The following is a 25,820-nucleotide window of genomic DNA, read 5'->3' on the forward strand; positions in this document are numbered from 1 at the left end:
GCAAACCTGAGAAAACAGCGCCTCGCAGATCAACACCCCAGCCCTACCGTCCCGTTCATGACGCCCAGGAACCAGCAGCACACCGACCCTTACGCAGCGACCGACTCCCTCAGAGCCGCCCTCACCGCCGCCGGCATCGTCCTCCCCTCCCTCGCCGTCGACACCGCCTCCCCCCACCTCGGCCTCGTGGAACTCGGCCGAGTCCGCCCCGACGTGGCCGCCCAGCTGGCGGAAGCCCTGCGTGACGGCGGCCGGGCGTGAGCAAAGACGCGGGCGCGAGCCCGACCAAGCTGGCGGCCCTCGTCGCCCCGGGCGGCCGGATCGGCTACGAGGGCGTGTGGCGCACGGTCAAGGCGACGACGACCGACATCGGGGCGATGGGCGGGCTGTTCGTGAGGATCACGTGGGAGGAGGGGGGTACGGAGCGATTCCGGGCCGGGGACGAGCTGGTGACGGAACGGGCCAGGGCTTGAGCGGGCCATGTCGTCTTCCGCCAACTGCCTAGCGACTAGGCGACGTTGAGTGGGGCGTGCCGGTACTATGGGCCTCAGTGGGCGAAACGCCCTACGCGCCTGTGCGACCCGGGTTGGTAACGGGAGGACAGGACACAGCGAGCCCCAGTGACCGGGCGCGGTACCTTCCTGGCCGTGCCGATGATGCCGGTCAGCCTTCAACCTCGGGCTGGCAGTAGAGCACGACCGTACGACCGCGAGACCCCGGGCCTGGGTACAAGGCCCACCCGAGAACATGTGCGTGCCGCATCGACGCAGGTGTCCCGGTCCGAACCGCAGGGTTCGGATCGCGGCTGCCTGCGCACCCGATCCGACCCATGACAGGGAAGGTACGAGGATCGGTGGACGGCACCGCCATCATCGTCATTCTGGCCGTCGCCGGGGTGGCTTCGATCTTCCTCTTCGCACTGAAGGGGCTGCTCGACCAGATCCCGGACGTGCTCGACTCCGCCGGGCGGGCACGCGACTCGTGGCAACGCTTCAGGAAGCCGCCACCCCCGGCCGCCGAGGAGGACGACGACCCTCCCATGGCCGCGTGACAAGGAGAGGGGCCCCCGGAAGGACGCCCCTCTCCCCGCACGAAAGACGAGCGCGGAACCGGACAGACCCCCCGGCCCTCCGGTCCCGCGCTCTTCCGGTGATCCCCCCGGACCCCCGTGTTCCCCCGTGTTCCCCGTGGTCCGCCAAGGCCCCCCGGCCCTGGCATCCCCCGTTTCCCCCGTTTCCCCTGGTCAGGGCCCACCCCGATCCCCCGATCGTGAGCGGTCCCGTTTCCCCCTCGGGCTGCCCCACGTCCCCCGTGGGCTGCCCGCTTTCTTCCCCCGTCCGGCCCCGGGTCGCGGGGCCTGATCCTTCAGGCGACGAGTTCGCCGAAGGACTCCTCCTGGTCACGGCCGAAGCTGAGGACTTCGTCGTCGCGCAGCCGGCGCAGGGAGCGCCAGATGCTGGACTTGACCGTGCCGACACTGATGTCGAGTATGTCCGCGATCTCCGGGTCCGTGCGGCCCTCGTAGTAACGGAGGACCAGCATGGTGCGCTGGAGTTCGGGGAGCCGGGCGAGTGCCTGCCACAGGACGGCGCGGAGTTCGGTGCCGCGCATGGCGTCCGTGTCGCCGGCCGTCTCGGGAAGCTCCTCGGTCGGGTACTCGTTGAGTTTGCGGCGCCGCCAGGCGCTGATGTGCAGGTTGGTCATGGTGCGGCGGAGGTAGCCGCCGACGGCCGCCTTGTCGCTGATCCGGTGCCAGGCGCGGTACGTGGAGAAGAGGGCGCTCTGGAGCAGGTCCTCGGCCTCGTACCGGTCGCCGGTCAGGTGGTAGGCGGTCGCGTACAGGGAGGCGCGGCGCTCGCGGACGTAGGCGGTGAACGCCGCTTCGGCGTCGTCCCGCTCCGTCTGCTCGGGCCGGTCCCCCGTCTCCCCGTACGCGTCCCGGTTCCGGGGGTCCCCCGTGGCCCCCCGGCCCGTCTGGAGTGCGTCGAACACGGTGACGCGGGGCTGGCGCTCCGCGTGCACGGTGTGCTGACGCCCGGTGCCGCGAGCGCACCCCCGCCCGCTCACGGCACCGGACTTCTCGTTGGACCGCAGCGCCACGTCGTGCAGACGCGTGACAACCGCACCAGGGTGCTTGCTGTGCGGTGCGTTCATCGCGTGCCCTCCTCGTCGTGGAGCCTGGGTTTTCCCGTCTGCCCAGAAGCCTGCCGAAGCGACTTCATGGCGGTGTCCGCCGACTGTCACAGCCCTGTCACAGGGCCCGTCGGGGTGTGGATGAGGTAAGGGAGCGCTCCACCTGTCGAACTCGGCGGCGGCATGGGACGGAATGGCGGGCGTGCCTTCCCTGTTGCTGATCGAGGACGACGACGCCATCCGTACCGCCCTGGAGCTGTCGCTGACACGCCAGGGGCATCGGGTGGCGACCGCTGCCACCGGCGAGGAGGGTCTGACGCTCCTGCGCGAGCAGCGGCCGGACCTGATCGTGCTGGACGTGATGCTGCCGGGCATCGACGGCTTCGAGGTGTGCCGGCGCATCCGCCGCACGGACCAGTTGCCGATCATCCTGCTGACCGCGCGCAGCGACGACATCGACGTGGTGGTGGGGCTGGAGTCCGGCGCCGACGACTACGTGGTCAAGCCGGTCCAGGGGCGGGTGCTGGACGCGCGTATCCGGGCCGTGCTGCGGCGGGGCGAGCGGGAGTCGAACGACGCGGCGGTCTTCGGGTCGCTGGTGATCGACCGGGCCGCGATGACGGTCACGAAGAACGGCGAGGACCTGCAACTGACCCCGACCGAGCTGCGGTTGCTCCTGGAGCTGTCCCGCAGGCCGGGGCAGGCGCTCTCCCGGCAGCAGTTGCTGCGGCTGGTCTGGGAGCACGACTACCTCGGTGACTCCCGGCTGGTCGACGCCTGTGTGCAGCGGCTGCGCGCCAAGGTGGAGGACGTGCCGTCCTCGCCGACGCTGATCCGTACCGTGCGCGGCGTGGGCTACCGGCTGGACGCGCCTCAGTGAGACCGGCACACACGGCCGCCTCCCGGGGCGGCGAGACCCGCGCGCCCGAGGAACCGGGCGGCGCGGGCGACGAGGGCGTGATCGACGAGACGGGCGAGGACCGGGGCCCGCGCGGGCGGATGCTGGCCGGGCTGCGGTTCACCAGTCTGCGGCTGCGGCTCGTGCTGGTCTTCGGCCTGGTCGCGCTGACCGCCGCCGTCTCCGCGTCGGGGATCGCGTACTGGCTGAACCGGGAAGCGGTGCTGACCCGGACGCAGGACGCCGCGCTGAGCGACTTCCACCAGGAGCTGCAGAGTCACGCGGCCGCCCTGCCGCCGCACCCCTCGCAGGCGGAACTGCGGGACGCGGCGACCGAGATGGCCGACTCCAGCCAGCACTACGCGGTGGTCCTGCTCGGGGAGAGCGAGGAGGGGCACCGGGTCGCGGGCAACTCCGACCTCGACACCTTCACCGTGGCCGACGTGCCCCGTGCGCTGCGCGACGCGGTCGGCGAGGAGCAGAAGGGGGCCTCGGGCGACCCAGCGGCGTACCACCTGTTCTGGCAGCGGACGGTGGAGGACGGGACGCCGTACCTGATCGGCGGAGCGCGGGTGGCCGGGGGCGGGCCCACCGGCTATCTGAAGAAGTCGCTCCAGGCGGAGGCGGACGATCTCAACTCGCTGGCCTGGTCGCTGGGGATCGCCACCACGCTGGCGCTGATCGGCGCCGCGCTGCTGGCGCACGCGGCGGCGACCACCGTGCTGAAGCCGGTGCACCGGCTCGGCATCGCGGCCCGCCGGCTCGGCGAGGGCAAGCTCCACACCAGGCTGCGGGTCTCGGGCACCGACGAACTGGCCGAGCTGTCGCGGACCTTCAACCGGACGGCGGCAGCCTTGGAGAAGCAGGTCGACGCGATGAGCGACCGGGAGGAGGCGAGCCGCAGGTTCGTCGCCGACATGTCGCACGAGCTGCGGACTCCGCTGACCGCGATCACCGCCGTCACCGAGGTGCTGGAGGAGGAGCTGGACGCGGAGACCGGCAGCGTCGACCCGATGATCGAACCGGCGGTCCGGCTGGTCATCGGCGAGACCCGGCGGCTCAACACCCTGGTGGAGAACCTGATGGAGGTGACCCGCTTCGACGCGGGCACCGCCCGGCTGGTCCTGGACACCGTGGACATCGCCGACCAGATCACCGCCTGCATCGACGCGCGGGCCTGGCTGGACGCGGTCGAGCTGGACGCCGAGCGCGGCATCATGGCCCACGTCGACCCGCGCCGCCTCGACGTGATCCTCGCCAACCTCATCGGCAACGCGCTCAAGCACGGCGGCTCCCCGGTCCGCGTCTCGGTCCGCGTCGAGCCGCCCACGGTCGGCGAGGAGGCCGGGGACCGGCTGGTGATCCGGGTACGGGACCACGGTCCCGGCATCCCGGAGGAGGTGCTGCCGCACGTCTTCGACCGGTTCTACAAGGCCAGTGCCTCCCGGCCGCGCTCGGACGGCAGCGGGCTCGGCCTCTCCATCGCGGTGGAGAACGCGCACATCCACGGCGGTGACATCAGCGCCGCCAACTCCCCCGAGGGCGGGGCGGTCTTCACGCTACGGCTGCCGATGGACGGCGGCGCGGTGGAGGCCGAGGGCGACGAGGACACCGGCGACGACGGCGGGGCGCACCCCGCGACACCGGGCAGGGAAGGCGGCGACCGGCGGTGACGGGCAGGAAGACGGTACGGGCGGCCTGGCCGCTCCTCGCGGTGGCGGCGGCGGCCGTGCTGAGCGGCTGCGGCATCCGGGCGACCGAGGTGCCGACCGACTTCGGCCCGGCGCCCTCGCGGGCCGCCTGCCAGCTGGCGGGCGGCGAGGTCGCCGAGCCGGAGGCCGGGGAGTTCACCGCACCCGTCGCGCTGGTGTGCGGGGGCCGGCTGGTCGACGTCGACCGGGTGCTGCCGCTGCGCGAGCGGCACGCCGGCGACCCGGTCCGGATGGCGCGGGCGCTGCTGGAGGAGGCGAGCCGCACCCCGTCCGAGGACGAGGAGCGGGCCGGTTTCACCACGGATGTCCGCAAGGGGCTGACCGTGACGGGCCCCGGCGGGGGCGATCCGCGGGAGGCGCTGCGCCTGGGCACCCTCCCGGAGAACCTTTCCGTCTTCGCACTCGCACAGGTCGTCTGCACCTTCTCGGGGAGCCCGGCGGCCGCCTCCGACGGCTCTGTCGTCCTCGGCGGACCGGACGACGCGCCGTTGCGCCGTTACTCCTGCACCGACGAGGTACGCACCCGGCCCGGCACCGCGCCGACGCCGGCCCAGACCGTCGCGCCCTGACCCGGGGCCGACCGTCCGGCCGGTACGGACACGGTGCGCTACGACGCCCGGCCACTTCCCCGCGATCGGCGGGAACCGCCGGAGCCGCACCCCGCGTCCTTGACTGCGTGCAGCGTCAAGGCTGGGGCGGCGAGAGCGCCCCGATCGGCTTCCGAGCGACTGGGGGTCTCCTCCTCGTCGCCCATCTCCTTCTCGTCGGATGGGTCACGCTGCGTCCCCTGGACGTTCCCTGGGTGAGCGCGACCAATCTGCATCCGCTGGCCGGCATCCGCGCCGACCTCGCCCGCGGCCCTGTCGAGGCGGCCACCCGGATCGGCTCCGGTCTGGCCCTCCTCGCGCCACTCGGCATCCTCCTGCCGCTGGCCGACGGGCGGCTCCACGTCTCCCCGCTCGGTTCGCTGCTGCGTACGGTTTCGGCGGCCGCGCTCATCTCGCTGGCGATCGAACTCCTCCAGACGGGCGTGCCCGGCCGGGTGGTGGACGTCGACTCGGTGCTGCTCAACACGGCGGGGGTGGCCGTGCTCCATCTCGCCGTGGTCCCCGCCGTGCGGGCCCGGCTGCGCCGGGAGCCCGACCGGCCGCGCCGTCCGGCACCCGGCACCCGGGACGGCGGGGTGCGGCCGGTCCCGGCGCGGCGGCCGGGGCAGGGCTCTCCCGACGTGCTCCGCCGCTGGGAGGAGGGACGCGCTCAGGGTGCGACCCCGACGATTTCCAGGGTGGGTATCGCCCCGTAGGGCGAGGCTTGGACGCATTCGTCCTGCGTACCGTGGAAGAAGAGCGGGAGGTCCGGCCGGGGAGGCCGGAACCCGCGCGGGGCCCGACCGGGTCCCGTCCCGACGTACGCGAAGGAGTTCCCATGGCCTCCAGCCTGGTCCGCCCCACCCACGGACGGATGATCGGCGGCGTGTGCGCGGCGCTCGCCCAGCGTTTCGGTACCTCCGCCGGCACCATGCGCGTGATCTTCGTCGTCTCCTGCCTGCTGCCGGGCCCGCAGTTCCTGCTCTACCTGGCGCTGTGGTTCCTGCTGCCGAGCGAGAAGAGCGCCGCCCGGCATTCCTGGTGACGCCGCACCGCGGGTGCGCCCCCACTCGCCCCCGGACAGCGCCGACGGCCGGGTCTCCCTTCCGCGGGAGACCCGGCCGTCGGTGTGCGGTGCGCCTGAGGCGGCTGGGCTCAGCGGCCGAGCAGCGCGTCGGTGGCCAGGCCCTCGACGCCGAGGTCGTCGATGTTGGGCAGCTCGGCGAGGAGGGCGCGCGGGTCGCTGGCCTTGTCGACGAGGGCGTCGGCGCCCATGCCCACGGCCCGCACCCCGCTGCCGACCGCCTCGGGGGCACCGGCGGGCAGCGTCGACTGGGCGACCTCGCCGAGCGGCAGGGTCTGGTCGACGGTCGTCAGGGCCTCGGAGGGCTTGGGCAGGCCGGTGTCTGCCGAGGCCACACCGCCGCCGGCGGCCGCGAAGGCGGCGCCGAGGGCGACGGCTCCGAGGGACCTGGCCGCGAACTGCGACGACTTCGAGGGCTTGGCGTGCTTCGCCTGCTTCTTCATGGGACACGTCCTTGTGGGGCGGATGAGTGCCACCGCTCCGGCGGCCGTGGCGACCGTAGCCACGCCGCCGGGCGGCCCACAAACACCGTCCGGGGCCGTGTCCGCACCCGGAATTGACGGTTCAGCCGTTGCCCGGGGAAACCGTTCTCAGTCGCCGGTTCCGACGGAACCGCTGGTCGGGACGGTCTCCCGGAAGAGCCAGGCCGAGCGGAGCGCGGCGTAACCGGGCTTGATCACCTCGTTGATCATCGCGAGGCGTTCATCGAAAGGAATGAACGCGGACTTCATCGCATTGACGGTGAACCACTGCATGTCGTCGAGCGTGTAGCCGAATGCCTCGACCAGGTGCGCGAACTCCGCGCTCATCGAGGTGCCGCTCATGAGGCGGTTGTCGGTGTTGACCGTGGCGCGGAAGCCGAGGCTGCGGAGCAGCCCGATGGGGTGCTCCGTGTAGGAGGGGGCGGCGCCGGTCTGGAGGTTGGAGGTCGGGCAGAGCTCCAGCGGGACGCGCTTGTCGCGGACGTAGGAGGCGAGGCGGCCGAGCTTGACCGAGCCGTCGTCGGCCACCTCGATGTCGTCGATGATCCGCACGCCGTGGCCGAGCCGGTCGGCGCCGCACCACTGGAGCGCCTGCCAGATCGAGGGCAGGCCGAACGCCTCGCCGGCGTGGATGGTGAAGTGGTTGTTCTCCCGCTTCAGGTACTCGAAGGCGTCGAGGTGGCGGGTGGGCGGGAAGCCGGCCTCGGCGCCCGCGATGTCGAAGCCGACGACGCCCGCGTCCCGGTAGCGGTTGGCCAGTTCGGCGATCTCCAGCGAGCGGGCGGCGTGCCGCATGGCGGTCAGCAGGGCGCCGACGCGGATGCGGTGGCCTGCGGCCAGGGCCCGGCGCTCGCCCTCGCGGAACCCTTCGTTGACGGCCTCGACGACCTCTTCGAGGGTGAGGTCGCCGTCGAGGTGCTGCTCGGGGGCGTACCGGATCTCGGCGTAGACGACGCCGTCGGCCGCGAGGTCCTCGGCGGCCTCGGCGGCGACCCGGAAGAGGGCCTCGCGGGTCTGCAGGACGCCGACGGTGTGCGAGAACGTCTCCAGGTACCGCTCCAGCGAGCCCGAGTCCGCGGCCTCCCTGAACCAGGCGCCGAGCTTGACCGGGTCGCTGTCGGGGAGCGCCGAGTACCCCTGTTCGGCGGCGAGTTCGGCGATCGTGCCGGGGCGCAGGCCACCGTCGAGGTGGTCGTGGAGGAGCACCTTCGGGGCGCGGCGGATCTGGTCGGCGTCCGGGGAGGGGGCCATCTGGCCCGCGATCTGGCTCGTCATTGCGGCACTGTACCTCCTACGCGCGTAGACCGTCAGGGCCGTGCGGCTACGGCCCCGGCCGCGGCGCGCCGATATGTAACGGTGACCCGCCGTACAGGTGGCGTACGCCCGCGCTTCTGAGACTGTTCTGTCGTGACCCAGCACACGACGCCGGTACGGGACCCCCGGCTCGGACGCATCATCGCCGCCACCCCGGCCGCCGTCGCCGGGGTGGTGCTGCTGCTCCCCTCCGGCCTGCCCGACTCCGACCGCAGACCCCCGCCGCTGCCCGACCGCCGCACCCGCGCCCTCGCGCGCCGCCTCGCCGCCGAGGGCGGCACCCACGGCATCGCCGCCCACGTGGTGCGCTACCGCTGCCGGGGCTGGAACGGCGACCGCGCCGACCTCGCCCAGGACGCCGCCTGGGCCGCCGACGAGGCCGTCCGCCGCTACGGCGACGTCCCCGTCTGCCTCGCCGGACGCGGCATGGGCGGCCGGGCCGCCCTGCGCACCGCCGGGCACCACGCGGTCACCTCGGTACTCGCCGTCGCCCCCTGGCTCCCCGAGGAGTCCACCGACGCCGAGCCGGAGCCGGTACGCCAGCTCGCCGGACGCCAGGTGATGATCGTGCACGGCACCAACGACGAGCGCTGCGACCCCGAACTCTCCTTCCGCCTCGCCGAACGCGCCAAGAAGTCCAACCGCGACATCTGCCGCTTCGAGGTCCACTCGGACGGCCACGCCCTGGCCCAGCACCGCACCGAGGTCCTCTCCCTCGCCACCGACTTCGTCCTCGGCGCCCTCCTCGGCACCGACTTCGCCCGCCCGGTCACCGACGCCTTCGCGGCCCCGCCGCCACTGGGCCTCAGGATGCCGCTGGCCTCGGGGTTCGGGCGGTCGCTGCGGCACTGAGGCGCGGGGCGGGCGCGCCCCCTGACGCGGTGCCGTCCCCTCAGCTGAAGCTCCGCCGGTACGCCTGTGGGCTGACCCCCGTCGTGCGGCGGAACCGGTCGCGGAAGGTGGTGGGAGAGGCGAAGCCGACCTGGGTGGCGATGCGCTCGACGGGGTGGCCGGTGGTTTCCAGGAGGTGCTGGGCCTGGCGGATGCGGGCGCGGTGGAGCCACTGGAGCGGGGTGGTGCCGGTCTGTTCGCGGAAGTGGCGGATCAGGGTGCGGGTGCTGGTTCCGGCGTGGGCGGCGATGTCGGCGAGGGTGAGGTCGCGGGCGAGGTTCTCGCGGAGCCAGACCAGGAGGGGTTCGAGAGCGGCGCCGCGCGGGGCGGGCGGCCGGTCGTTCACGATGAACTGGGCCTGGCCGCCCTGCCGTTCGAGAGGGACGACGGAGAGCCGGGCGGCGTCGGCGGCGACCGCGGAACCGTAGTCGCGCCGGATCATGTGGAGGCAGAGATCGAGCCCGGCGGCGGCGCCGGCCGAGGTGAGGAGCGCGCCGTTGTCCACGTAGAGGACGGCGGGGTCGACCTCGATCGCCGGGTACAGCTCGGCGAGGAGGTCGGCGGCGACCCAGTGTGTGGTGGCGCGCAGCCCGTCGAGCAGGCCGGTGGCGGCCAGCGGGAAGGTGCCGGAGCAGATCGAGGCGATGCGCGTGCCGTCGGCGGCGGCCGCGCGCAGGGCGTCACGGACGGCGGGCGGCAGGGGCGCGGTGGGGTCGGCGGTGCCCGGGACGATCACGGTGTCGGCGCCGGCCAGTCCGTCCAGCCCCCAGGGGGCCTTGAGGGTGAAGGACCCGGCGTCGACCTCGGGCGTCCCGGCGCACACCCGGACCTGGTAACCGGGCCGCCCGTCGGGCAGGCGGGTGCGGCCGAACGCCTCCAGGGGCGTGGACAGGTCGAAGGGGATGACCTGGTCGAGCGCGAGGACGGCGACGGTGTGCATGGCGGGAATGTACCCGAGGCGCGGGAAACGGACTCCATGGGTGAGCCCTGTTCAGGGGCGAGGACGGCATCGGCGCGCGCTCGGTCGCTTTGCTTTCACTCGTTGGCACTTTCCCGTCGGAAGGTGACGTTTCTGCCACTGGGCGGACACGGGTGGAGCTTCTAGCGTCGGAGGTGACCGTGGCGGACGGACCGGCCTCGGCGCGTTCCTGGAGGTGGACCCCGTGCGGAACCCCGTACACGTACAGATCGTTCTCTTCGACGGCTTCGATCCGCTCGACGTGGTCGCCCCGTTCGAGGTGCTGCACGCGGGCGGTACCGCCACCGGCGGCGCGGTGAGCGTGGAGCTGGTGTCGGCTGAGGGGCCGCGCGAGGTGGTGAGCGGGACCGGCGGGCTGGCCCTGCGCGCCACGGGCGGCCTGGACCCGGCCCGGCCGGGCGTCGTGCTGCTGCCGGGCGCGGCCGGGCCGCTCGGGGAGACGCCCGGGGAGGACGGCGAGCCCGAGCCCGGCTCCATCCCCGTACTGCTGGCCGCGACGCTGGGGACCTCCCTGCCGGGGCTGCTGGCGGCGGCGGTCGGCGATCCGGCGGTGGTGGTGGCGGGGGTCTGCGGCGGCTCCCTGATCCCGGCCATGGCGGGCCTGCTGGAGGGACGGCACGCGACCACGCACCACCTCGGCCTGGACCTGCTCGACGCCACCGGGGTGCACGCGGTCCGCGCCCGGGTCGTCGACGACGGCGACCTGGTCACGGGCGCCGGGGTCACCAGCGGACTCGATCTCGCCCTGTACCTGCTGGAGCGCGAGGCCGGGCCCCGCGTCGCCCACGCCGTCGAGGAACTCTTCGCGTACGAGCGGCGCGGCACCGTCTGGCGGCCGGCGGGCCCGGTCCCGGCTGCCTTCTGACACACCCGACAGGCACACCCGACACACCAGAGAACAGAGGTACATCAGCATGTCCGTGGAAGGCACGTGGGACCTGTCCATCGCCACCCCCGTCGGCCGGATCAAGGCGGTGGTCACGCTGCACCGGGTGGACGGCGTCCTGACCGGCACCGCCGAGGGGGCGGGCCAGGAGGTGGCGCTGAGCGAGGTCGTCGCCGACGGGGACCGGGTCACCTGGAAGCAGGCCGTCACCCGGCCGCTGCGGCTCAACCTGGCCTTCGACGTGACGGTCGACGGGGACGCCCTGCACGGCGTCTCGCGAGCCGGGCGGCTGCCGTCCTCCCGGGTCACCGGAGTGCGGCGGGGTGCCCCCGTCAGCCCGGCAGCAGATGGCCCCGCCGGGACAGCAGGAACCGCTTGAACGCCGCCACCGGTGGCGTGTCGGGGTGGCCGGACATCCAGGCCACCCCGATCTCGCGGACCGCGCGGGGGGCGGTGACGGTGAGTTCGACGACGCCGGGGCGGGGGACGGCGGGGGGCGGGAGGAGGGCGACGCCGAGGCCGGCGGCGACGAGGCCGCGCAGGGTCTCGGCCTCCTCGCCCTCGAAGGCGACGCGGGGGCGGAAACCGGCCTCGGCGCAGAGGGCGTCGGTGATGCGGCGCAGGCCGTAGCCGGGTTCGAGGGTGACGAAGGCTTCGTCGGCCGCTTCGGCGAGGCGGATGCGGCGGCGGGAGGCGAGGCGGTGGTCGTCGGGGACGACGAGGCGCAGCCGCTGTTCGTCGAGGCGGCGGGCGACCAGGTCGGGGGCGTCCGGGACGGGTGAGGTGAGGCAGAGGTCGAGGCGGCCGGCGCGCAGGGCCTCGATCATCCACTCGCCGTAGTTCTGGACCAGGGTGAAGCGGACGTGCGGGTGGTCGGCGCGGAAGGCGCGGATCAGGGCGGGGACGGTCTCCGAGCCCATGGTGTGCAGGAAGCCGAAGGCGACCTTGCCGGAGGTGAGGTCGGCGTCGGCGCGGACCGTCTCGGCGGCCTTCTCGACCTCGCCGAGGGCGCGTTCGACGGAGGCCGAGAAGGCGCGGCCCGCCGGGGTGAGGGTGAGGGTGCGGCCGTGCCGGGCGAAGAGGTCGACGCCGAGTTCTCCCTCCAGCCGGGCGAGGGAGCGGGAGAGGGTCGACTGCGGCATGCCGAGTTCCTCGGCGGCGCGGGTGACGTGCTCGGTGCGGGCGACGGCGGCGAAGTGGGCGAGGCGGGGGGCTAGCAGGGCCGGCCAGGAGCCCGGTTCGAGGGCGGTGGCGGGGGTGGCCCCGGTCCCGGTGGCACCTGTGGCGGCGGTCACCGGAATGTCTTGCGCGTTACTGTTCTGCGACAGCCGCCGCTGTGAGCTGTGCTGATGCGTCATGGGATCGATTGTCGCCGATCCATGCATTGGACGGATGAATGCGCGCGTTCTACGTTCGACCCATGCCTCCCGCCAGTACCGGGGCGTCCGCGACTCTCGTGGACGCCCGTGTTCCGTCTGTGTCCCCGACCTCCCCGAAGTCCTCCTCCCCGGTGACCGCCCCGGCGCCCGCCGCCGCGGCCACTCCCCCGGCAGCCCCCGCCGACACGCGGATGGTGCCCGGTGGCCCCGGCTACCGCCGGATGAGCCTCGCCCTCTTCGCCGCGGGCCTCGCCACCTTCGCCCTCCTCTACTCCACCCAGGCCCTGCTGCCGCTGATCTCCGCCGACCTCGGCGCGAGTGCGAGCGCGGCCAGCTGGACGGTCTCGGCGGCCACCGGCGGACTCGCCCTGTGCGTGCTGCCGCTGAGCGCCCTCTCCGAGCGGTTCGGGCGGGCCCGGCTGATGACCGTCTCGCTGGCGGTCGCCCTGGTGGTGGCGGTGCTGGTGCCGTTCGCCCCGAACCTCGGCGCCCTGGTGGCGCTCCGCGCCGTGCAGGGTGCGGCGCTGGCGGGCGTGCCCGCCTCGGCGATGGCGTACCTCGGTGAGGAGGTGCGGCCGCGGGCGCTGGTCGGCGCGATCGGCATGTTCGTGGCGGGCAACAGCATCGGCGGGATGAGCGGCCGGATCGTCACCGGCTGGGTCGCGCAGGAGTGGGGGTGGCGTCCGGCGCTCGCCGTGATCGGTCTGGTCTCGGTCGCCTGCGGCCTCCTCTTCCGCGCGCTGCTGCCGGCGCCGCGCCACTTCACCCCGGCGACGTTGCACCCCCGCTCGGTGGCGGCCACCGTCGCCGGGCACCTGCGCAACCCGCTGCTGCTGCGGCTGTACGCCATCGGCGGGATGTTCATGACGGTCTTCGGCGCCGTCTACACGGTGATCGGCTACCGCCTGAGCGCCGAGCCCTTCTCGCTGCCGCAGGGCGTCGTCGGCTCGATCTTCGTCGTCTACCTGGTCGGTACGGTCGCCTCGGCGCGGGCCGGGCGGCTGGTGGCGCGGCTCGGGCGGCGCGGCACGCTCTACCTGTCGGCGGGGACCACCGCCGCCGGGCTCGCGGTCTCGCTGGCCGACTCGCTGGTGCTGATCGTGGCCGGGCTGGTGCTGATCACCGCCGGGTTCTTCGCCGGCCACGCGGTCGCCTCCTCCTCGGTCTCGGCCACCGCGACCGAGGGCCGCGCACAGGCGTCCGCCCTGTACCAGTCGGCGTACTACATCGGCTCCAGCCTCGGTGGTGTCCTCGGCGCCATGGCCTTCCACGCGGCCGGCTGGACCGGCACCACGCTGATCGGCGCGCTGGCCGTGCTGGCGGTGGCGGGGCTGACCCTGCTGGGGACGTACGCGGCCCGCGCCGAGCGGCACCGGCAGGTTCCGGCCGGCTGCTGAACCGGCTCACGCCGCTCCTCTACTGCCCCGACTGCCCTGTGAACAGGGCCGGTTGGGGCAGTTTCGTACTCCGGGCGCGATTGTCGGCGCCCTGCGGTAGCTTCCGGGTACGGGAGCTTTTCCGGGCGACGACGGGTGAGTGGGGCGTATGGCACAGGTGCCGGCGACGACGCAGGCGACGGGGACCGACGAGGGTGTCGGGGCGGCGGTCGAGCTGGACGTCCTGCTGGAGAGCCACCGCACGGAGCTGACCGGCTACTGCTACCGCGTGCTCGGCTCCGCCTTCGAGGCGGAGGACGCGGTGCAGGACACCTTCGTCCGCGCCTGGCGGGCGTACGACCGGTTCGAGGGGCGCTCCTCGCTCCGCTCCTGGCTGTACCGCATCGCCACCAACGTCTGCATGGACTCGCTCAACGCGGGCAACCGCCGCGCCCGCCCGGTCGACCTGACCCCGGCCACGCCGCTGGCCCAGGCGGCGCTGAGTCCCCGTCCCGACAACACCTGGCTGGAACCGGTGCCCGACGCCCGCGTACTGCCCTCCCACTCCGACCCGGCCCAGACGGCGGTGGCGCGCGAGTCGGTGCGGCTCGCCTTCATGGCCGCCCTGCAGCACCTGCCGCCCAAGCAGCGCGCCGTGCTGATCCTCCGTGAGGTCCTGGCGTGGAAGGCCGCCGAGGTCGCCGAGTTGCTGGAGACCACCACCGCCTCCGTCAACAGCGCCCTGCAGCGGGCCCGCGCCACCCTCGCCGAGCACGTCGGCGCCGAGGAGGCGGCCGACACCGCCGACCCGCTCGACGCCGAGCAGCAGAAACTCCTCGACCGGTACGTGGCGGCCTTCGAGGGGTACGACATGACGGCGCTCACCGCCCTCCTCCACGAGGACGCGGTGATGACGATGCCGCCGTTCGACCTGTGGCTGGCCGGCACCGACGACATCACCGGCTTCATGACCACCATCGGCGCCGCCTGCGCCGGCTCCCGGCTGATCCCGACGGTGGCCAACGGCGCCCCCGCCTTCGCCCACTACAAGCCCCGGGAGGACGGCGAGCCCGGCTTCGTGCCCTGGGCGGTGCAGGTCCTGGACCTCTCCGGCGGCCGGATCACGGGGCTGCACTGCTTCCTCGACACCCCGAAGTGGTTCCCGCTCTTCGGCCTCGCCCCGGCGCTGGACGCCGAGGGACGGCCGGCCGGCGGGGACGAGGCCCCCGACCTGCCCTCACCGGTCGAGCGGGCCCGCAAGATCATCGAGGCGGAACGGGCCGCCGGGGCCTGACGACCGTGGTTACGCCCCGGTCAGCGGGGGCCGTACGAGTCGGGGTAGCGGCTCGCGGGCTCGGCGGCCGGGGTCCGCGGGGCCGCCACGGGGGCGGGCGCGGATGACGTGTGCCGGCCCTGCGGGCGGCGGCGGGGGCGCGGCCGGCGGGCGCCGTTCCAGGTGTCCTCGCCCGAGATCAGCAGCGGGTCGAACATCACGATGACGCCCGCGACCAGCAGGAGGACCAGCGGGCCGAAGAGCATCGGGAGCAGCACCGTGGTCATGGACCCGCCCTGCACCGTGCGGCTGGCGTGGCCGTCGAGGTGGACGGTCATCGCGGACATGCCGGTGTAGTGCATACCGGTGACGGCGACGCCCATGATGGCGCTGGCACCGAGGCTCGGCAGGAAACCCCGGACCGTCATGGCGGCCCAGAGCGCGGCGGTCGCGGCGACGACGGCGATCAGCACGGAGAGCACGACGAGGACCGGGGCGTAGGCGAACTCCCCGCGCAGGCTCATGCTCTCCATGCCGATGTAGTGCATCGCCGCGACGCCCAGCCCCGTGACGAGGCCGGCGGTGGCGAGGGTGACCGGGCCCGTGCCCCGGTAGCCCACGATGAAGACGCCGATGCCGACGACGACGATGGCCACGCCGAGGCTGACCAGGGTGAACGGCACGTCGTAGCTGATGGCGGACTCGGCGACGGAGAAGCCCATCATGCCGACGAAGTGCATGGTCCAGATGCCGCAGCCGATGGCGGCGGCCCCCAGTGCCAGCCACCCGGCCTTGAAGGTCTGCCCGCCGTGCAGCGACCGGACCGTGCAGCGCAGTCCGAGGGCGCCGCCGAGGGCCGCCATCAGGAAGGCCGCGACCGGGGTGACCAGGCCGTAGCTGAACCCGTCAACCGTTCCTTGCATGAGGTGTCGTTCTTTCGTTGTCAGGGAGCGAACACGCTCCCCAACGGTAAGCGGGTATCCGGACAGGAAATGACCGAAAACCTATCGATTTCATTACCCCGGGCAGGACTTATCACCCCGAAGGGGCTTCATCCAACGGGGAGGGTGGCGGGCAGGGACCGACGGCCGGTCAGCCGCCGTGGCGGGCGACGAGGGCCCGCAGGGCGTCGAAGGCGGGCTTCGGGGCGTAGTCGTCGGTGGTGAGCCCGAAGCGGTGGAAGAGGCCGGGCCGGGTGGTGTCGGCGTCGCGCAGGGCGAAGTGGGTGTAGCCGCTCAGCCGCAGCGGCCCGGCCAGCTCGGCGACGGCCGTCACCACGGTCTCCACCACCTCGGCCTGGCGCTCCGGGTGACGCTCCGGGCCGGTGGGCCAGCCGTGCTCGGTGATGTGCAGGGGCAGGTGCCCCAGACCAGCCGGCGCCAGCACCGCCTCCCGGTGGTGGCGCAGCAGGCCCGCCACGGCGGGGGCGAGGCCGTCGGCGGCGACCGGCCGGAAGACGTCCGGGAAGAAGTCCAGGCCCACGTAGTCCAGGGCGTCGGTGAACTCCCTGCCGCCCAGGGCGGTCAGTTCGGCGACGAAGGCGGTGGCGGGGCCGAACAGCGGGGTGGTGTTGAAGCCGATCCGCAGGTGGGTGTGGCCGAGCGCGCGGGCCCGGGCGGCGGCGGCCGGGACGCCCCGTACGAGCGCCTCCCGCACGCGCGGGTGGTAGCCGTCCAGCACCGGGTTGGTGGTGACGTCGGGCTCCTCCGTGACCTGGAGCGTCCGGGTCACCGGGCCGTACTGCTCCACCAGTTCGCCGAGGAACGCGCAGTAGCCGTCGACGTCCCCGGCGGCCGACCGGTACTGCGCGACCAGGTCCAGGCGCCGGGCGCCGGTGGCGTACCGCTCCGCGCCGGCCGGGGTGGCGGTCGGGTGGGGTCCGCCGGGCCGGGTGGTGTCGTCGAAGTGGGTGTACGCGCGGACCAGGAACGGGCGGTCCGGGGAACCCTGGAGGAGGTCGAGGGCGGTGGACACCTGGGCCGGGTCGTCGGGCGGGCCGACGGCGAGGCCGCCCGCGTCGTCGCCGGTGGCGCCGCCGGGGTAGATGCCGAAGAGCAGGGGTGCGCTCGTGCTCGGGGTGCGGGTCACGGGGTCCTTCCGTCAGCGTGCGTCGGTCTGCGGGGCGGGGGTGGGCCAGGGCAGGGTGCCGGTGCGGATCTCCTCGGCCACCGTGCCGATCCAGGCCAGTTCGGCGTGGGCCAGGCGCAGGGCGTACTCGGCCTCGATGACGTGGAGGCGGGGGACGCCCGCCGACAGGGCCTCGGCCAGGCGGCGTTCATCCTCGGCGGTGCGGGCACGCAGGCGCCGCTCCCGCTCGGTGAGGGCGTCCACGGCGCCGTCGGGACCCAGGGCGCCGAGGTGGGCGACGGCGCCGAGGAAGCGGCTGAACTCGCGCTCGGGGTCGCGGATCTGGGCGTCGAGCCGCCGTACCAGCTCGGCGTGGCCGGCCTCGGTGAGGGCGTAGACGGTGCGCTCGGGGCGGTTGCCCGTACGTTCCTGGCCCTGGGAGGCGATCCAGCCGGCCTCGGCGAGGGCGGCGACGGTGTTGTAGAGCGTGCCCCGGGTGGCGGCGGAGGCGTGGCTCTCGCTGCGGGCCCGCAGGTCCGCGAGGAGCTTGTGCGGGTGCGAGGGCTGTTCCAGGAGGAGCCCGAGCACGGCGGGGACGATCGGGTTGTCGAGAGCGCGGCGTGGCATGCGCGCACTCTAGCAGTCTAAATAGACCATTCGAAAGAGACTGGTGGCGAGTAACTGGCCGACCAGGGCGCGCGTCCCCTCAGGGCGCCTCCCCCAGCCCCAGCGGCTCCGCCAGCCCCGTCAGTTCCAGCAGGGCGCGGAGTTGCGGGGTCGGGTGGTGCAGGCGGAGGTGGCAGCCGGTGCGGTGGGCGGTGAGGCGGAGGCGGGACAGGGCTTCCACGGCGGAGAGTCGCGGGGTGTGGAGGGCGGAGACGTCGCAGACGATCTCGGTGGCCCCGGCGGCGGCGAGGCGGGTCAGTTCGGCGCAGAGGCGGGGCCCGTCCGAGGGGGAGACGGGGCTGGCCAGCCTCAGTACGGCGGGGTCGGTGACGTCGGCATCCACACCCGGGCAGACGGCCGGGCCGCCCGAAAGTCATCGGTGCGGCCCGGCCTTGAGGGTGCGCGGGGGTCAGGCGATGCGGTCCAGGACGATCGGCGGGGTGTCGACGGTGGTGCCCGGCGCGGCGATGTCCCAGGCGGAGCCGAGCGCGTCGAGGGCGCCCGCGAACCGCTCGTCGGTGTCGGTGTGCAGGGTCAGCAGGGGCGCGCCCTCGGTGACCGTGTCGCCCGGCTTGGCGTGCAACTCGATGCCGGCGGCGGCCTGCACCGGGTCCTCCTTGCGGGCGCGGCCCGCGCCGAGCCGCCAGGCGGCGACGCCGACGTCGTAGGCGTCGAGGCGGGAGAGGACGCCGGTGGCGGGGGCGGTGACGGTGTGGGTGTGGCGGGCGGTGGGGAGCGGGGCGTCCGGGTCGCCGCCCTGGGCGGAGATCATGCGGCGCCAGACGTCCATGGCGGAGCCGTCGGCGAGCTTCTTCGCCGGGTCGGCGTCGTGGATGCCGGCCGCCTCCAGCATGTCCCGGGCGAGGGCGAGGGTCAGTTCGACCACGTCGGCGGGGCCGCCGCCGGCCAGCACCTCGACCGATTCGCGGACCTCCAGGGCGTTGCCCGCGGTCAGGCCGAGCGGCGTCGACATGCCGGTGAGCAGGGCGACCGTCTTCACGCCGTGGTCGGTGCCGAGGGAGACCATGGTCTCGGCCAGTTCGCGGGCGTCCTCGACGGTCTTCATGAAGGCGCCGGTGCCGCACTTGACGTCCAGGACGAGGGAGCCGGTGCCCTCGGCGATCTTCTTCGACATGATCGAGGAGGCGATCAGCGGGATGGCCTCGACGGTGCCGGTGACGTCGCGCAGCGCGTACAGCTTCTTGTCGGCGGGGGCCAGGCCGTCGCCGGCGGCGCAGATGACGGCGCCGGTGGAGGCGAGGACGTCGAGGAGTTCGGCGTTGCTGAGCGAGGCGCGCCAGCCGGGGATGGACTCCAGCTTGTCGAGGGTGCCGCCGGTGTGGCCGAGGCCGCGCCCGCTGAGCTGCGGCACGGCGGCGCCGCAGGCCGCGACGAGCGGGGCGAGCGGCAGGGTGATCTTGTCGCCGACGCCGCCGGTGGAGTGCTTGTCGGCGGTGGGGCGGGCCAGCGAGGAGAAGTCGAGGCGCTCGCCGGAGGCGATCATGGCGGCGGTCCAGCGGGCGATCTCGCGGCGGTCCATGCCGTTCAGCAGGATCGCCATGGCCAGCGCGGACATCTGCTCGTCGGCGACGGCGCCACGCGTGTAGGCGTCGACGGTCCAGTCGATCTGGGCGTCGGTGAGGGGGATGCGGTCGCGCTTGGCGCGGATGACCGAGATGACGTCCATCGGTCCGGCCTTTCTTCGGGGAGGCGGGCGTGCGGGCCGCGCCGCCTCGGAGCGGAAAAACGGGCGGGGCGGGGCGCCGGTCCTGGCGCCCCGCCCCGGGGTCGTGCCTACGCCTCGCCGGCCGCGTCCTGCGCCGTGAGGTGGCCGGCGCCGAACGCCTGCGGCAGCATCGCGTCGAGGGTGCGGACGCCCTCGGGGGTGCGCAGCAGCAGCTCCGGGCCGCCGGCCTCGTAGAGGAGCTGGCGGCAGCGGCCGCAGGGGACGAGGGCCGCGCCGGCGCCGTCCACGCACGCGAAGTGCGTGAGGCGGCCGCCGCCGGTGGCGTGCAGCTGCGAGACCAGGCCGCACTCGGCGCAGAGGCCGATGCCGTAGCTGGCGTTCTCGACGTTGCACCCGGTGACGATCCGGCCGTCGTCGGTACGGGCGGCGGCGCCGACCGGGTACCCCGAGTAGGGGGCGTACGCCCGGGACATGGCGTCCCGGGCGGCCTCCAGCAGGGGGCCCCAGCCGCCGGGCGGCTCGGTGGCGGCGGGGCCGGGGGCCGTCATCCGGCCTGGCCCTTCCGGTACGGCTTGTTGTTGTACTTCGGCATGCGTAGTTTCTGCGCCGCCAGGGCCATCACCAGCAGGGTGACGACGTACGGGGTGGCGCCGACCATCTCGTTGGGCACGGTGTCCGTCATGAAGTACCAGACCAGCACGAGGACGGCGAAGCCGGCCGACACCGCGCCCGTCAGGTAGCTCTTGCGGTAGATCTTCCATACCGCCAGCAGGACCAGCACCACCGCGATCAGCAGCAGCAGGGCGTGCACGGTGGTGCCGCCGTTGCGGAGCTGGAGCGCGTCGGAGTAGCCGAAGAGGCCCGCGCCCGCGGCGAGGCCGCCGGGACGCCAGTTGCCGAAGATCATCGCGGCGAGGCCGATGTAGCCGCGGCCGCCGGTCTGGCCCTCGTTGTAGATGTGCGAGCGGACCATGGCGAGGAAGACGCCGCCGAGTCCGGCGAGCGCGCCGGAGGTGGCGACGGCCGCGTACTTGTACAGGTAGACGTTGACGCCGAGGGACTCGGCGGCCAGCGGGTTCTCGCCGCAGGAGCGGAGCCTGAGGCCGAACGGCGTGCGCCACAGGACGAAGTACGAGCCGACGACCAGGAGCACGGTCAGCGCGGTGAGCGCCGAGACGTTGGTGACCAGGCCGCCGAGGATGCCGGCGATGTCGGAGACGAGGAACCAGTGGTGGCTCTCCAGCGACTTCAGCCCGTCGGAGAGGCCGGGCACGGTGAACGACGGGAGGTCGTCCACGGCCGGGGACTGCTTGGGGCTGGCGCCGAGGTGGGCCAGCGGCTCGAACCAGCGCTTGGCGAGGTAGGAGGTGGCACCGAGGGCCAGGATGTTGATGGCCACACCGGAGATGATGTGGTCGACGCCGAAGGAGACGGTGGCCACGGCGTGCACCAGGCCGCCGAGGGCGCCGGCGAGGACGCCGACGAGGACGCCGGTCCACGGGCCCCACTGGTAGCCGGCCCAGGCACCGAAGAAGGTGCCGAGGATCATCATGCCTTCGAGGCCGATGTTGACCACGCCCGCGCGCTCGGCCCACAGACCGCCGAGACCGGCGAGGCCGATCGGCACGGCCAGCGAGAGGGCGGCGGCGATCTGGCTGGAGCCGGTGATGTTGTCGGCGCCGGTGATGACGCGTACGGCGCACAGGGCAAGCAGCGCCCCGGAGAGGAGCAGCAGGACGCGCGGCAGGCTCATCCGCCGCGAGCGGGTGGGCGCGGGCGGGGTGGCCTTCTCAGCGGTGACCGTGGCGCTCATGCCGGCACCTCCTTCTTCTCAGTGCTGTCCGGGGTGTTCGGTCCGGCGTCGGGGCCTCGGTCGTCCGGGCCGTCGCCGCCGTCACCGGGGCCCTCGCCGCCGGTGCCGGAGTCGGGGCCCGGGCCACCGGGACCGCCCTGGCCGGCGGCGGCGAGCTCGGCGCCGACCATGCGCTGCTGGGACTTGAGGGAGTAGCGGCGGACCAGTTCGTAGGCGATGACCACGCAGAGGACGATGACGCCCTGCATGACGCCGACGATCTCCTTGTCGTAGCCGTGGAACTCCAGGCGGTTGCCGCCGCGTTCGAGGAAGCCCCAGAGCAGGGCGGCGAAGGCGATGCCGACCGGGTTGTTCCGGCCGAGCAGCGCGATGGCGATGCCGGTGAAGCCGATGCCGGTGGGGAAGTTGCTGGTGAACTGGTGGCTGTCGTTGAGCAGCAGCGGCAGGCCGGTGAGGCCGGCGACGGCGCCGGAGAGCGCCATGCTGGTGATCACCATGCGCTTGACGCCGACACCGCTGGCCTTGGCGGCCTCCTCGGAGCGGCCGACGGCGCGCAGGTCGAAGCCGAACCGGGTGCGGCCCAGCAGGAACCAGAAGCCGATGCCGGCGAGGACCGAGACGACGATGAAGCCCCAGATCTCTCCGTCGGCGCCCATGTCGAAGGAGAAGAACTGCCCGGACTCGGGGAGCGGCTGGGTGGAGACGCTGTTGGTGTCCTTGTGCAGCACGGCGAGCCGGTCCTCGACCAGCAGGTAGCCGATGAAGCTGGTGGCCAGCGAGTTGAGCATGATCGTGGAGATCACCTCGCTGACGCCCCGGTAGACCTTGAGCAGCGCGGCGATCGAGGCCCACATGGCGCCGACCAGCATCGCCACCAGGATGATCAGCGGGATGTGCACCAGGACGGGCAGTTCCAGCGCGCCGCCGACGGCGGCGGCGAAGAACGCGGCCAGGCGGTACTGGCCGTCCACGCCGATGTTGAAGAGGTTCATCCGGAAGCCGATGGCGACGGCGAGTCCGGCGAGGTAGTACGTGGTCGCCTTGTTGAGGATGAAGACCTGGCTGTCGGACTTGGTGCCGTAGTCGAACATCACCCAGAAGGCGGTGAACGGGTCCTTGCCGGTCGCGACCAGCACCACCGAGGTGATGACGAAGGCGGCGGCCAGCGCGAGGACGGGCGCGAGCAGCGTGAGCAGCACACGCTCCACGGAGAAGCGCTTCATCGGGTGTCACCGTCCTCGCGGGGGTGGTCGTCGTTCTGCGAGCCGGCGACGGCCTCGCGCGGCTCGTCCTGCGGGGTACGGGCGCCGGGCACGGGCGGCGGCCCGTCCGGGTGCTCCAGGTGGCCGGTGGCGGCGCCGGTCATGGCCGAGCCCAGCTCCTCGGGGGTGATCGCGGCCGGGTCGGCGTCGGCGACCAGGCGGCCCCGGTACATGACCCGCAGCGAGTCGGAGAGGCCGATCAGCTCGTCGAGGTCGGCGGAGATCAGCAGGACCGCCAGCCCCTCGCGGCGGGCCTCGCGGATCTGGTCCCAGATCTGCGCCTGCGCGCCGACGTCGACGCCGCGCGTCGGGTGGGCGGCGATGAGCAGCTTGGGGTGGTGGCTCATCTCGCGGCCGACGATCAGCTTCTGCTGGTTGCCGCCGGAGAGCGAGGAGGCGGGCACGTCGATGCCGGGCGTGCGCACGTCGTACTCGGTGACGATCCGCTCGGTGTCGCGGCGGGCCGCGCCCGGGTCGAGGAAGGCGCCCTTGGAGTTGGGGGCCTCGGTGACGTGGCCGAGGATGCGGTTCTCCCAGAGCGGGGCGTCCAGGAGCAGGCCGTGGCGGTGGCGGTCCTCGGGGATGTAGCCGATGCCGCCCTCGCGGCGCTGCCGGGTCGGGGTGCGCGAGATGTCCTGGCCGTCCAGGCGCAGGGCGCCCCCGGCCGCCTCGCGCATGCCCATGACGGCCTCGACCAGTTCGGCCTGGCCGTTGCCCTCGACGCCGGCGATGCCCATGACCTCACCGGCGTGGATGGTGAAGGTGACGTCGTCGCAGACGGGCCGGCCGGTCTGCGGGTCGTGGACGGTGAGCCCCTCCACGGCCAGCATCGGCTTGTCGGTGACGGTCGACTCGCGGGTCTCCGGGGTGGGCAGGGCCGAGCCGACCATCAGCTCGGCGAGGTGCCGGGCGGTGGTCTCGGCCGGGTCCACCGAGGCGACGGTGGTGCCGCGCCGGATGACGGTGATGGCGTCGGCGACCGAGAGCACCTCGCCCAGCTTGTGCGAGATGAACAGGACGGTGAGCCCCTCGGCCTTCAGCTCGCGCAGGTTGTCGAAGAGGGCGTCCACCTCCTGCGGCACCAGCACGGCGGTGGGCTCGTCGAGGATCAGCGTGCGCGCGCCCCGGTAGAGGACCTTGAGGATCTCCACCCGCTGCCGGTCGGCGACGCCGAGGTCCTCCACGAGGACGTCGGGCCGCACCCCCAGTCCGTACGCGTCGGAGATCTCCTGGATCTTCCGCCGCGCCCTGCCGCCGATGCCGTGCAGCTTCTCGGCGCCGAGAACGATGTTCTCCAGCACGGTGAAGTTGTCGGCCAGCATGAAGTGCTGGTGGACCATGCCGACGCCGCGGGCGATGGCGTCGCCGGGCGAGTGCAGGTCGGCCCGGGTGCCGTCGAGCGTGATGGTGCCCTCGTCGGGACGCTGCATCCCGTAGAGGATCTTCATCAGGGTCGACTTGCCCGCGCCGTTCTCGCCGACGAGGGCGTGCACCGTGCCGCGGCGGACGGTGATGTCGATGTCGTGGTTGGCGACGACTCCGGGGAACCGCTTGGTGATTCCGCGGAGCTCGACGGCGATGTCGGCACCGGCGGAGCCGGAGCCGGACTCACCGGTGGGAGGCTCGCCCTGGGGGGCGCTGGCGGCTTTGATGACGCGCTCCTGGCTGACTGGAGGGTGGTGGCTGGGTACGGCTGACGGGCCGTACGAACACTCCGCGCACCGGGGGGCGGTGCGCAAGGGGCGTGCGGGGGTGGTGTGCGCCCGGGGGCGTACGAGGGCGTGGAGTACGCGGCCTCACACGGAACGGACCCGGGGCTGCCGTGGGGCGCGCCCCGGGTCCGGGCCGCTGCGGGCCGGTTGGGGGCCGACCCCTGGGTCCGGCCGCCGAGGGTGTGACCGTGCCCGGGTCCGGTGAAGGGCCCGGGGCTGGTCCGGCTGCCGCGCCCGGTCTGAAGGGAGTGGGGGCTGTACGGAGGTCGGCTGGAAGGGGGTGGACGTCGCGCCGCCCAGCCGGCGGGGCCGGTGGGGCGGGCGGCGCGACGGCCGCCGCGGGGTGGTCCCGCGGGCGGCGATCGGTCCGCGGGGCGGGCCCTTGCGGGCTCAGCCCTTGTAGGTGTCGGTGACCTTGATGTCGCCGTCCGAGATCTTCTTCTGGGCCTCTTCGATCTTCGGCTTGATGTCGTCGATGAAGCCGCCGGAGTAGGAGAGGCTCACGCCGCCCTGCTCCAGGGTGAACGACTGGACACCGGTGAGCTTCTTGCCGTCCTCGATGGACTTGACGAAGTTGTAGACGGCGACGTCGACGTTCTTGACCGCCGAGGTCAGGATCGAGTTCTTGTACGGGGCCAGCGGCTCGGAGTTGTACTGGTCGCCGTCGACACCGATCGACCAGGCGCCCTTCTTCTTCGCGGTGGCCTCGATGGCACCCGAACCGGAGGCACCGGCGGCGGAGTAGATCACGTCGATGTCGCGGGCGAGCATGCCCGAGGCGATCTCCTTGCCGCGGTCGGGCTGGCCGAAGCCGGCCGTGTCGTTGCCCTCCTTGACCCACTGGACGTCCAGCTTGGCCTTGGGGTTGGTGTCCTTGATGCCCTGCTCGAAGCCGCCCGCGAACTTCTTGATGAGGACGGAGTCGGTGCCGCCGATGAAGCCGATGTGGTCGGACTTCGACTTGAGGGCGGCGGCCACGCCGGCCAGGTAGGACGCCTCGTGCTCGTTGAAGACCAGGCTGGTGACGTTGGGCAGGTCGACCACGGCGTCGACGATGGCGAAGTCGACGTCCTTGTACTTCTTGGCCGCCTTGGTCACCGAGGGCGCGTAGGCGAAACCGACCGCGATGACGGGGTTGTAGCCGGCGTCGGCGAGGTCGGCGAGGTGCTGGTAGCGGTCGGCCTCGGTCTCACCGGTCTTCGCGGTGATCTCCTTGCCGCCGAGCTTCAGCTCCTTCTTGGCCTTGTCGTAGCCCTTGGCGGCGGAGTCGTTGAACGAGTGGTCGCCACGGCCGCCTTCGTCGTAGGAGAGGCCGATGCCCTTGTTCTCGCCCGAGGACGCCTCGGTGGAGGACTCGCCACACGCGGTGGCGGTGAACGCGAGAGACGCGGTTGCTATGCCCGCGGTGAGAATCCTGGTTACCCGGCGCACGAGGGTTTCCTTCCACTGACCCGAGAGCGCCGGCTTCCGGCGCTGGTTTCGCCGCATCGTAACGCGCGTAGATGTCGGGGAAAGCCCCCTTCCGCAGCCGTTATCGATTCGACGCGAACCGGCCACGTCGCGCGGGCGGACGGCGGGTTGACGCAGGGCGTCGGAACGGTGGCACGGGGTGGCGGAGC

Annotated in this window: 28 protein-coding genes; 13 read left to right on the forward strand and 15 right to left on the reverse strand. The window is 73.2% G+C overall.

The features are described 5' to 3' along the window. The first annotated feature begins 57 nt into the window (after nt 1-57). The 3 genes from IF45_RS0100215 to IF45_RS0100225 all read left to right on the forward strand — a co-directional run bounded on the left by IF45_RS0100215 (nt 58) and on the right by IF45_RS0100225 (nt 1,051). Nucleotides 58-261, forward strand: coding sequence for a hypothetical protein (locus IF45_RS0100215; RefSeq protein ID WP_030304740.1), 204 nt, complete (start codon nt 58-60; stop codon nt 259-261). Further along, complete coding sequence (locus tag IF45_RS0100220; protein WP_030304741.1) at nt 258-473, forward strand: hypothetical protein; 216 nt, start codon at nt 258-260, stop codon at nt 471-473. The genes IF45_RS0100215 and IF45_RS0100220 overlap by 4 nt, the downstream gene beginning before the upstream one ends. 356 nt (nt 474-829) lie before the next feature. After that, nucleotides 830-1,051 (forward strand): hypothetical protein, encoded by a 222-nt coding sequence (locus IF45_RS0100225; protein WP_003948373.1) that lies wholly within the window; start codon nt 830-832, stop codon nt 1,049-1,051. Nucleotides 1,052-1,365: 314 nt separating this feature from the next. Here IF45_RS0100225 and IF45_RS0100230 read toward each other — a convergent pair whose 3' ends face one another. Beyond that, a complete protein-coding gene (locus IF45_RS0100230) occupies nt 1,366-2,154 on the reverse strand; it encodes a SigE family RNA polymerase sigma factor (protein ID WP_026235035.1) in 789 nt (262 codons plus the stop codon). 181 nt (nt 2,155-2,335) lie between these two features. On the opposite strand from IF45_RS0100230, the gene afsQ1 reads away from it, so the two are divergent. The 5 genes from afsQ1 (at nt 2,336) to IF45_RS0100255 (ending at nt 6,375) form a co-directional block, all read left to right on the forward strand. Then, the gene (afsQ1, locus tag IF45_RS0100235; RefSeq protein ID WP_003948375.1) at nt 2,336-3,013 is read left to right on the forward strand and encodes a two-component system response regulator AfsQ1; all 678 of its coding nucleotides are present in this window, start codon (nt 2,336-2,338) and stop codon (nt 3,011-3,013) included. Further along, entirely contained in the window at nt 3,010-4,704 is a 1,695-nt protein-coding gene (locus tag IF45_RS0100240; protein ID WP_030304744.1) for a sensor histidine kinase, read from the forward strand. The genes afsQ1 and IF45_RS0100240 overlap by 4 nt, the downstream gene beginning before the upstream one ends. Then, nucleotides 4,701-5,312: a hypothetical protein gene (locus tag IF45_RS0100245; RefSeq protein ID WP_030304746.1), complete on the forward strand. Its 612-nt coding sequence runs from the start codon at nt 4,701-4,703 to the stop codon at nt 5,310-5,312. Before IF45_RS0100240 ends, IF45_RS0100245 begins: the two co-directional genes overlap by 4 nt. Nucleotides 5,313-5,419: 107 nt before the next feature. After that, nucleotides 5,420-6,046: a VanZ family protein gene (locus IF45_RS0100250; RefSeq protein ID WP_030304747.1), complete on the forward strand. Its 627-nt coding sequence runs from the start codon at nt 5,420-5,422 to the stop codon at nt 6,044-6,046. Nucleotides 6,047-6,168: 122 nt separating this feature from the next. Beyond that, entirely contained in the window at nt 6,169-6,375 is a 207-nt protein-coding gene (locus IF45_RS0100255; protein ID WP_003948379.1) for a PspC domain-containing protein, read from the forward strand. A 110-nt stretch (nt 6,376-6,485) separates the two neighbouring features. On the opposite strand, the gene IF45_RS0100260 is transcribed toward IF45_RS0100255, so the two are convergent. Further along, nucleotides 6,486-6,857 carry a hypothetical protein gene (locus IF45_RS0100260; RefSeq protein WP_010638441.1) on the reverse strand — a complete coding sequence of 124 codons (372 nt, stop codon included), beginning with the start codon at nt 6,855-6,857 and terminating at the stop codon, nt 6,486-6,488. A 147-nt stretch (nt 6,858-7,004) separates the two neighbouring features. Beyond that, complete coding sequence (locus tag IF45_RS0100265) at nt 7,005-8,171, reverse strand: adenosine deaminase (protein WP_030304749.1); 1,167 nt, start codon at nt 8,169-8,171, stop codon at nt 7,005-7,007. Between the two features lie 132 nt (nt 8,172-8,303). On the opposite strand from IF45_RS0100265, the gene IF45_RS0100270 reads away from it, so the two are divergent. Next, nucleotides 8,304-9,062 carry an alpha/beta hydrolase gene (locus tag IF45_RS0100270; RefSeq protein ID WP_008403758.1) on the forward strand — a complete coding sequence of 253 codons (759 nt, stop codon included), beginning with the start codon at nt 8,304-8,306 and terminating at the stop codon, nt 9,060-9,062. Between the two features lie 40 nt (nt 9,063-9,102). Here IF45_RS0100270 and IF45_RS0100275 read toward each other — a convergent pair whose 3' ends face one another. Then, complete coding sequence (locus tag IF45_RS0100275; RefSeq protein WP_030304750.1) at nt 9,103-10,041, reverse strand: GlxA family transcriptional regulator; 939 nt, start codon at nt 10,039-10,041, stop codon at nt 9,103-9,105. A 223-nt stretch (nt 10,042-10,264) separates the two neighbouring features. Between IF45_RS0100275 and IF45_RS0100280 the strand changes: the two genes are divergently transcribed. Continuing rightward, complete coding sequence (locus tag IF45_RS0100280) at nt 10,265-10,945, forward strand: DJ-1/PfpI family protein (protein ID WP_030304753.1); 681 nt, start codon at nt 10,265-10,267, stop codon at nt 10,943-10,945. 49 nt (nt 10,946-10,994) lie between these two features. Then, nucleotides 10,995-11,345: a hypothetical protein gene (locus IF45_RS0100285; protein WP_030304755.1), complete on the forward strand. Its 351-nt coding sequence runs from the start codon at nt 10,995-10,997 to the stop codon at nt 11,343-11,345. On the opposite strand, the gene IF45_RS0100290 is transcribed toward IF45_RS0100285, so the two are convergent. Beyond that, on the reverse strand, nt 11,299-12,324 hold the full coding sequence (locus tag IF45_RS0100290) for a LysR family transcriptional regulator (RefSeq protein ID WP_198536851.1): 1,026 nt from the start codon (nt 12,322-12,324) through the stop codon (nt 11,299-11,301). The genes IF45_RS0100285 and IF45_RS0100290 overlap by 47 nt on opposite strands. A gap of 62 nt (nt 12,325-12,386) precedes the next feature. On the opposite strand from IF45_RS0100290, the gene IF45_RS0100295 reads away from it, so the two are divergent. Together IF45_RS0100295 and IF45_RS0100300 are read left to right on the forward strand one after the other, a co-directional pair. Beyond that, entirely contained in the window at nt 12,387-13,742 is a 1,356-nt protein-coding gene (locus IF45_RS0100295; protein ID WP_071338126.1) for an MFS transporter, read from the forward strand. A 148-nt stretch (nt 13,743-13,890) separates the two neighbouring features. After that, nucleotides 13,891-15,015 carry a sigma-70 family RNA polymerase sigma factor gene (locus IF45_RS0100300; RefSeq protein ID WP_030304759.1) on the forward strand — a complete coding sequence of 375 codons (1,125 nt, stop codon included), beginning with the start codon at nt 13,891-13,893 and terminating at the stop codon, nt 15,013-15,015. Nucleotides 15,016-15,035: 20 nt separating this feature from the next. Here IF45_RS0100300 and IF45_RS0100305 read toward each other — a convergent pair whose 3' ends face one another. From IF45_RS0100305 to IF45_RS0100350, 10 genes are all read right to left on the reverse strand, one after another. Beyond that, nucleotides 15,036-15,917 (reverse strand): MHYT domain-containing protein, encoded by an 882-nt coding sequence (locus IF45_RS0100305; protein ID WP_030304760.1) that lies wholly within the window; start codon nt 15,915-15,917, stop codon nt 15,036-15,038. 169 nt (nt 15,918-16,086) lie between these two features. Next, a complete protein-coding gene (locus IF45_RS0100310; RefSeq protein ID WP_030304762.1) occupies nt 16,087-17,082 on the reverse strand; it encodes a hypothetical protein in 996 nt (331 codons plus the stop codon). A 12-nt stretch (nt 17,083-17,094) separates the two neighbouring features. Further along, the gene (locus tag IF45_RS0100315; protein ID WP_030304764.1) at nt 17,095-17,688 is read right to left on the reverse strand and encodes a PadR family transcriptional regulator; all 594 of its coding nucleotides are present in this window, start codon (nt 17,686-17,688) and stop codon (nt 17,095-17,097) included. 79 nt (nt 17,689-17,767) lie between these two features. Beyond that, entirely contained in the window at nt 17,768-18,070 is a 303-nt protein-coding gene (locus IF45_RS0100320; protein ID WP_030304765.1) for an STAS domain-containing protein, read from the reverse strand. A gap of 66 nt (nt 18,071-18,136) precedes the next feature. Then, the gene (locus IF45_RS0100325; RefSeq protein WP_008403739.1) at nt 18,137-19,414 is read right to left on the reverse strand and encodes a thymidine phosphorylase; all 1,278 of its coding nucleotides are present in this window, start codon (nt 19,412-19,414) and stop codon (nt 18,137-18,139) included. 107 nt (nt 19,415-19,521) lie between these two features. After that, complete coding sequence (locus IF45_RS0100330; RefSeq protein ID WP_010638467.1) at nt 19,522-19,962, reverse strand: cytidine deaminase; 441 nt, start codon at nt 19,960-19,962, stop codon at nt 19,522-19,524. Beyond that, nucleotides 19,959-21,227: an ABC transporter permease gene (locus IF45_RS0100335; protein WP_003948395.1), complete on the reverse strand. Its 1,269-nt coding sequence runs from the start codon at nt 21,225-21,227 to the stop codon at nt 19,959-19,961. The genes IF45_RS0100330 and IF45_RS0100335 overlap by 4 nt, the downstream gene beginning before the upstream one ends. Further along, complete coding sequence (locus IF45_RS0100340; protein WP_030304767.1) at nt 21,224-22,450, reverse strand: ABC transporter permease; 1,227 nt, start codon at nt 22,448-22,450, stop codon at nt 21,224-21,226. The genes IF45_RS0100335 and IF45_RS0100340 overlap by 4 nt, the downstream gene beginning before the upstream one ends. Then, a complete protein-coding gene (locus IF45_RS0100345; RefSeq protein WP_030304768.1) occupies nt 22,447-24,228 on the reverse strand; it encodes an ABC transporter ATP-binding protein in 1,782 nt (593 codons plus the stop codon). The genes IF45_RS0100340 and IF45_RS0100345 overlap by 4 nt, the downstream gene beginning before the upstream one ends. A 363-nt stretch (nt 24,229-24,591) precedes the next feature. After that, nucleotides 24,592-25,632, reverse strand: coding sequence for a BMP family lipoprotein (locus IF45_RS0100350; protein WP_003948398.1), 1,041 nt, complete (start codon nt 25,630-25,632; stop codon nt 24,592-24,594). Between the last annotated feature and the right edge of the window lie 188 nt (nt 25,633-25,820).

The sequence above is a fragment of the Streptomyces albidoflavus genome, assembly GCF_000719955.1.
Taxonomy (GTDB): domain Bacteria; phylum Actinomycetota; class Actinomycetes; order Streptomycetales; family Streptomycetaceae; genus Streptomyces; species Streptomyces albidoflavus.

Coding starts and splice junctions, on each gene's coding strand:
- IF45_RS0100290 (WP_198536851.1), bottom strand. CDS start 12,324: ATGACGCATCAGCACAGCTCACAGCGGCGGCTGTCGCAGAACAGTAAC.
- IF45_RS0100265 (WP_030304749.1), bottom strand. CDS start 8,171: ATGACGAGCCAGATCGCGGGCCAGATGGCCCCCTCCCCGGACGCCGAC.
- IF45_RS0100285 (WP_030304755.1), top strand. CDS start 10,995: ATGTCCGTGGAAGGCACGTGGGACCTGTCCATCGCCACCCCCGTCGGC.
- IF45_RS0100340 (WP_030304767.1), bottom strand. CDS start 22,450: ATGAAGCGCTTCTCCGTGGAGCGTGTGCTGCTCACGCTGCTCGCGCCC.
- IF45_RS0100315 (WP_030304764.1), bottom strand. CDS start 17,688: ATGCCACGCCGCGCTCTCGACAACCCGATCGTCCCCGCCGTGCTCGGG.
- IF45_RS0100225 (WP_003948373.1), top strand. CDS start 830: ATGACAGGGAAGGTACGAGGATCGGTGGACGGCACCGCCATCATCGTC.
- IF45_RS0100330 (WP_010638467.1), bottom strand. CDS start 19,962: ATGACGGCCCCCGGCCCCGCCGCCACCGAGCCGCCCGGCGGCTGGGGC.
- IF45_RS0100230 (WP_026235035.1), bottom strand. CDS start 2,154: ATGAACGCACCGCACAGCAAGCACCCTGGTGCGGTTGTCACGCGTCTG.
- IF45_RS0100300 (WP_030304759.1), top strand. CDS start 13,891: ATGGCACAGGTGCCGGCGACGACGCAGGCGACGGGGACCGACGAGGGT.
- IF45_RS0100255 (WP_003948379.1), top strand. CDS start 6,169: ATGGCCTCCAGCCTGGTCCGCCCCACCCACGGACGGATGATCGGCGGC.
- IF45_RS0100305 (WP_030304760.1), bottom strand. CDS start 15,917: ATGCAAGGAACGGTTGACGGGTTCAGCTACGGCCTGGTCACCCCGGTC.
- IF45_RS0100325 (WP_008403739.1), bottom strand. CDS start 19,414: ATGGACGTCATCTCGGTCATCCGCGCCAAGCGCGACCGCATCCCCCTC.
- IF45_RS0100215 (WP_030304740.1), top strand. CDS start 58: ATGACGCCCAGGAACCAGCAGCACACCGACCCTTACGCAGCGACCGAC.
- IF45_RS0100260 (WP_010638441.1), bottom strand. CDS start 6,857: ATGAAGAAGCAGGCGAAGCACGCCAAGCCCTCGAAGTCGTCGCAGTTC.
- IF45_RS0100335 (WP_003948395.1), bottom strand. CDS start 21,227: ATGAGCGCCACGGTCACCGCTGAGAAGGCCACCCCGCCCGCGCCCACC.
- IF45_RS0100275 (WP_030304750.1), bottom strand. CDS start 10,041: ATGCACACCGTCGCCGTCCTCGCGCTCGACCAGGTCATCCCCTTCGAC.
- IF45_RS0100295 (WP_071338126.1), top strand. CDS start 12,387: ATGCCTCCCGCCAGTACCGGGGCGTCCGCGACTCTCGTGGACGCCCGT.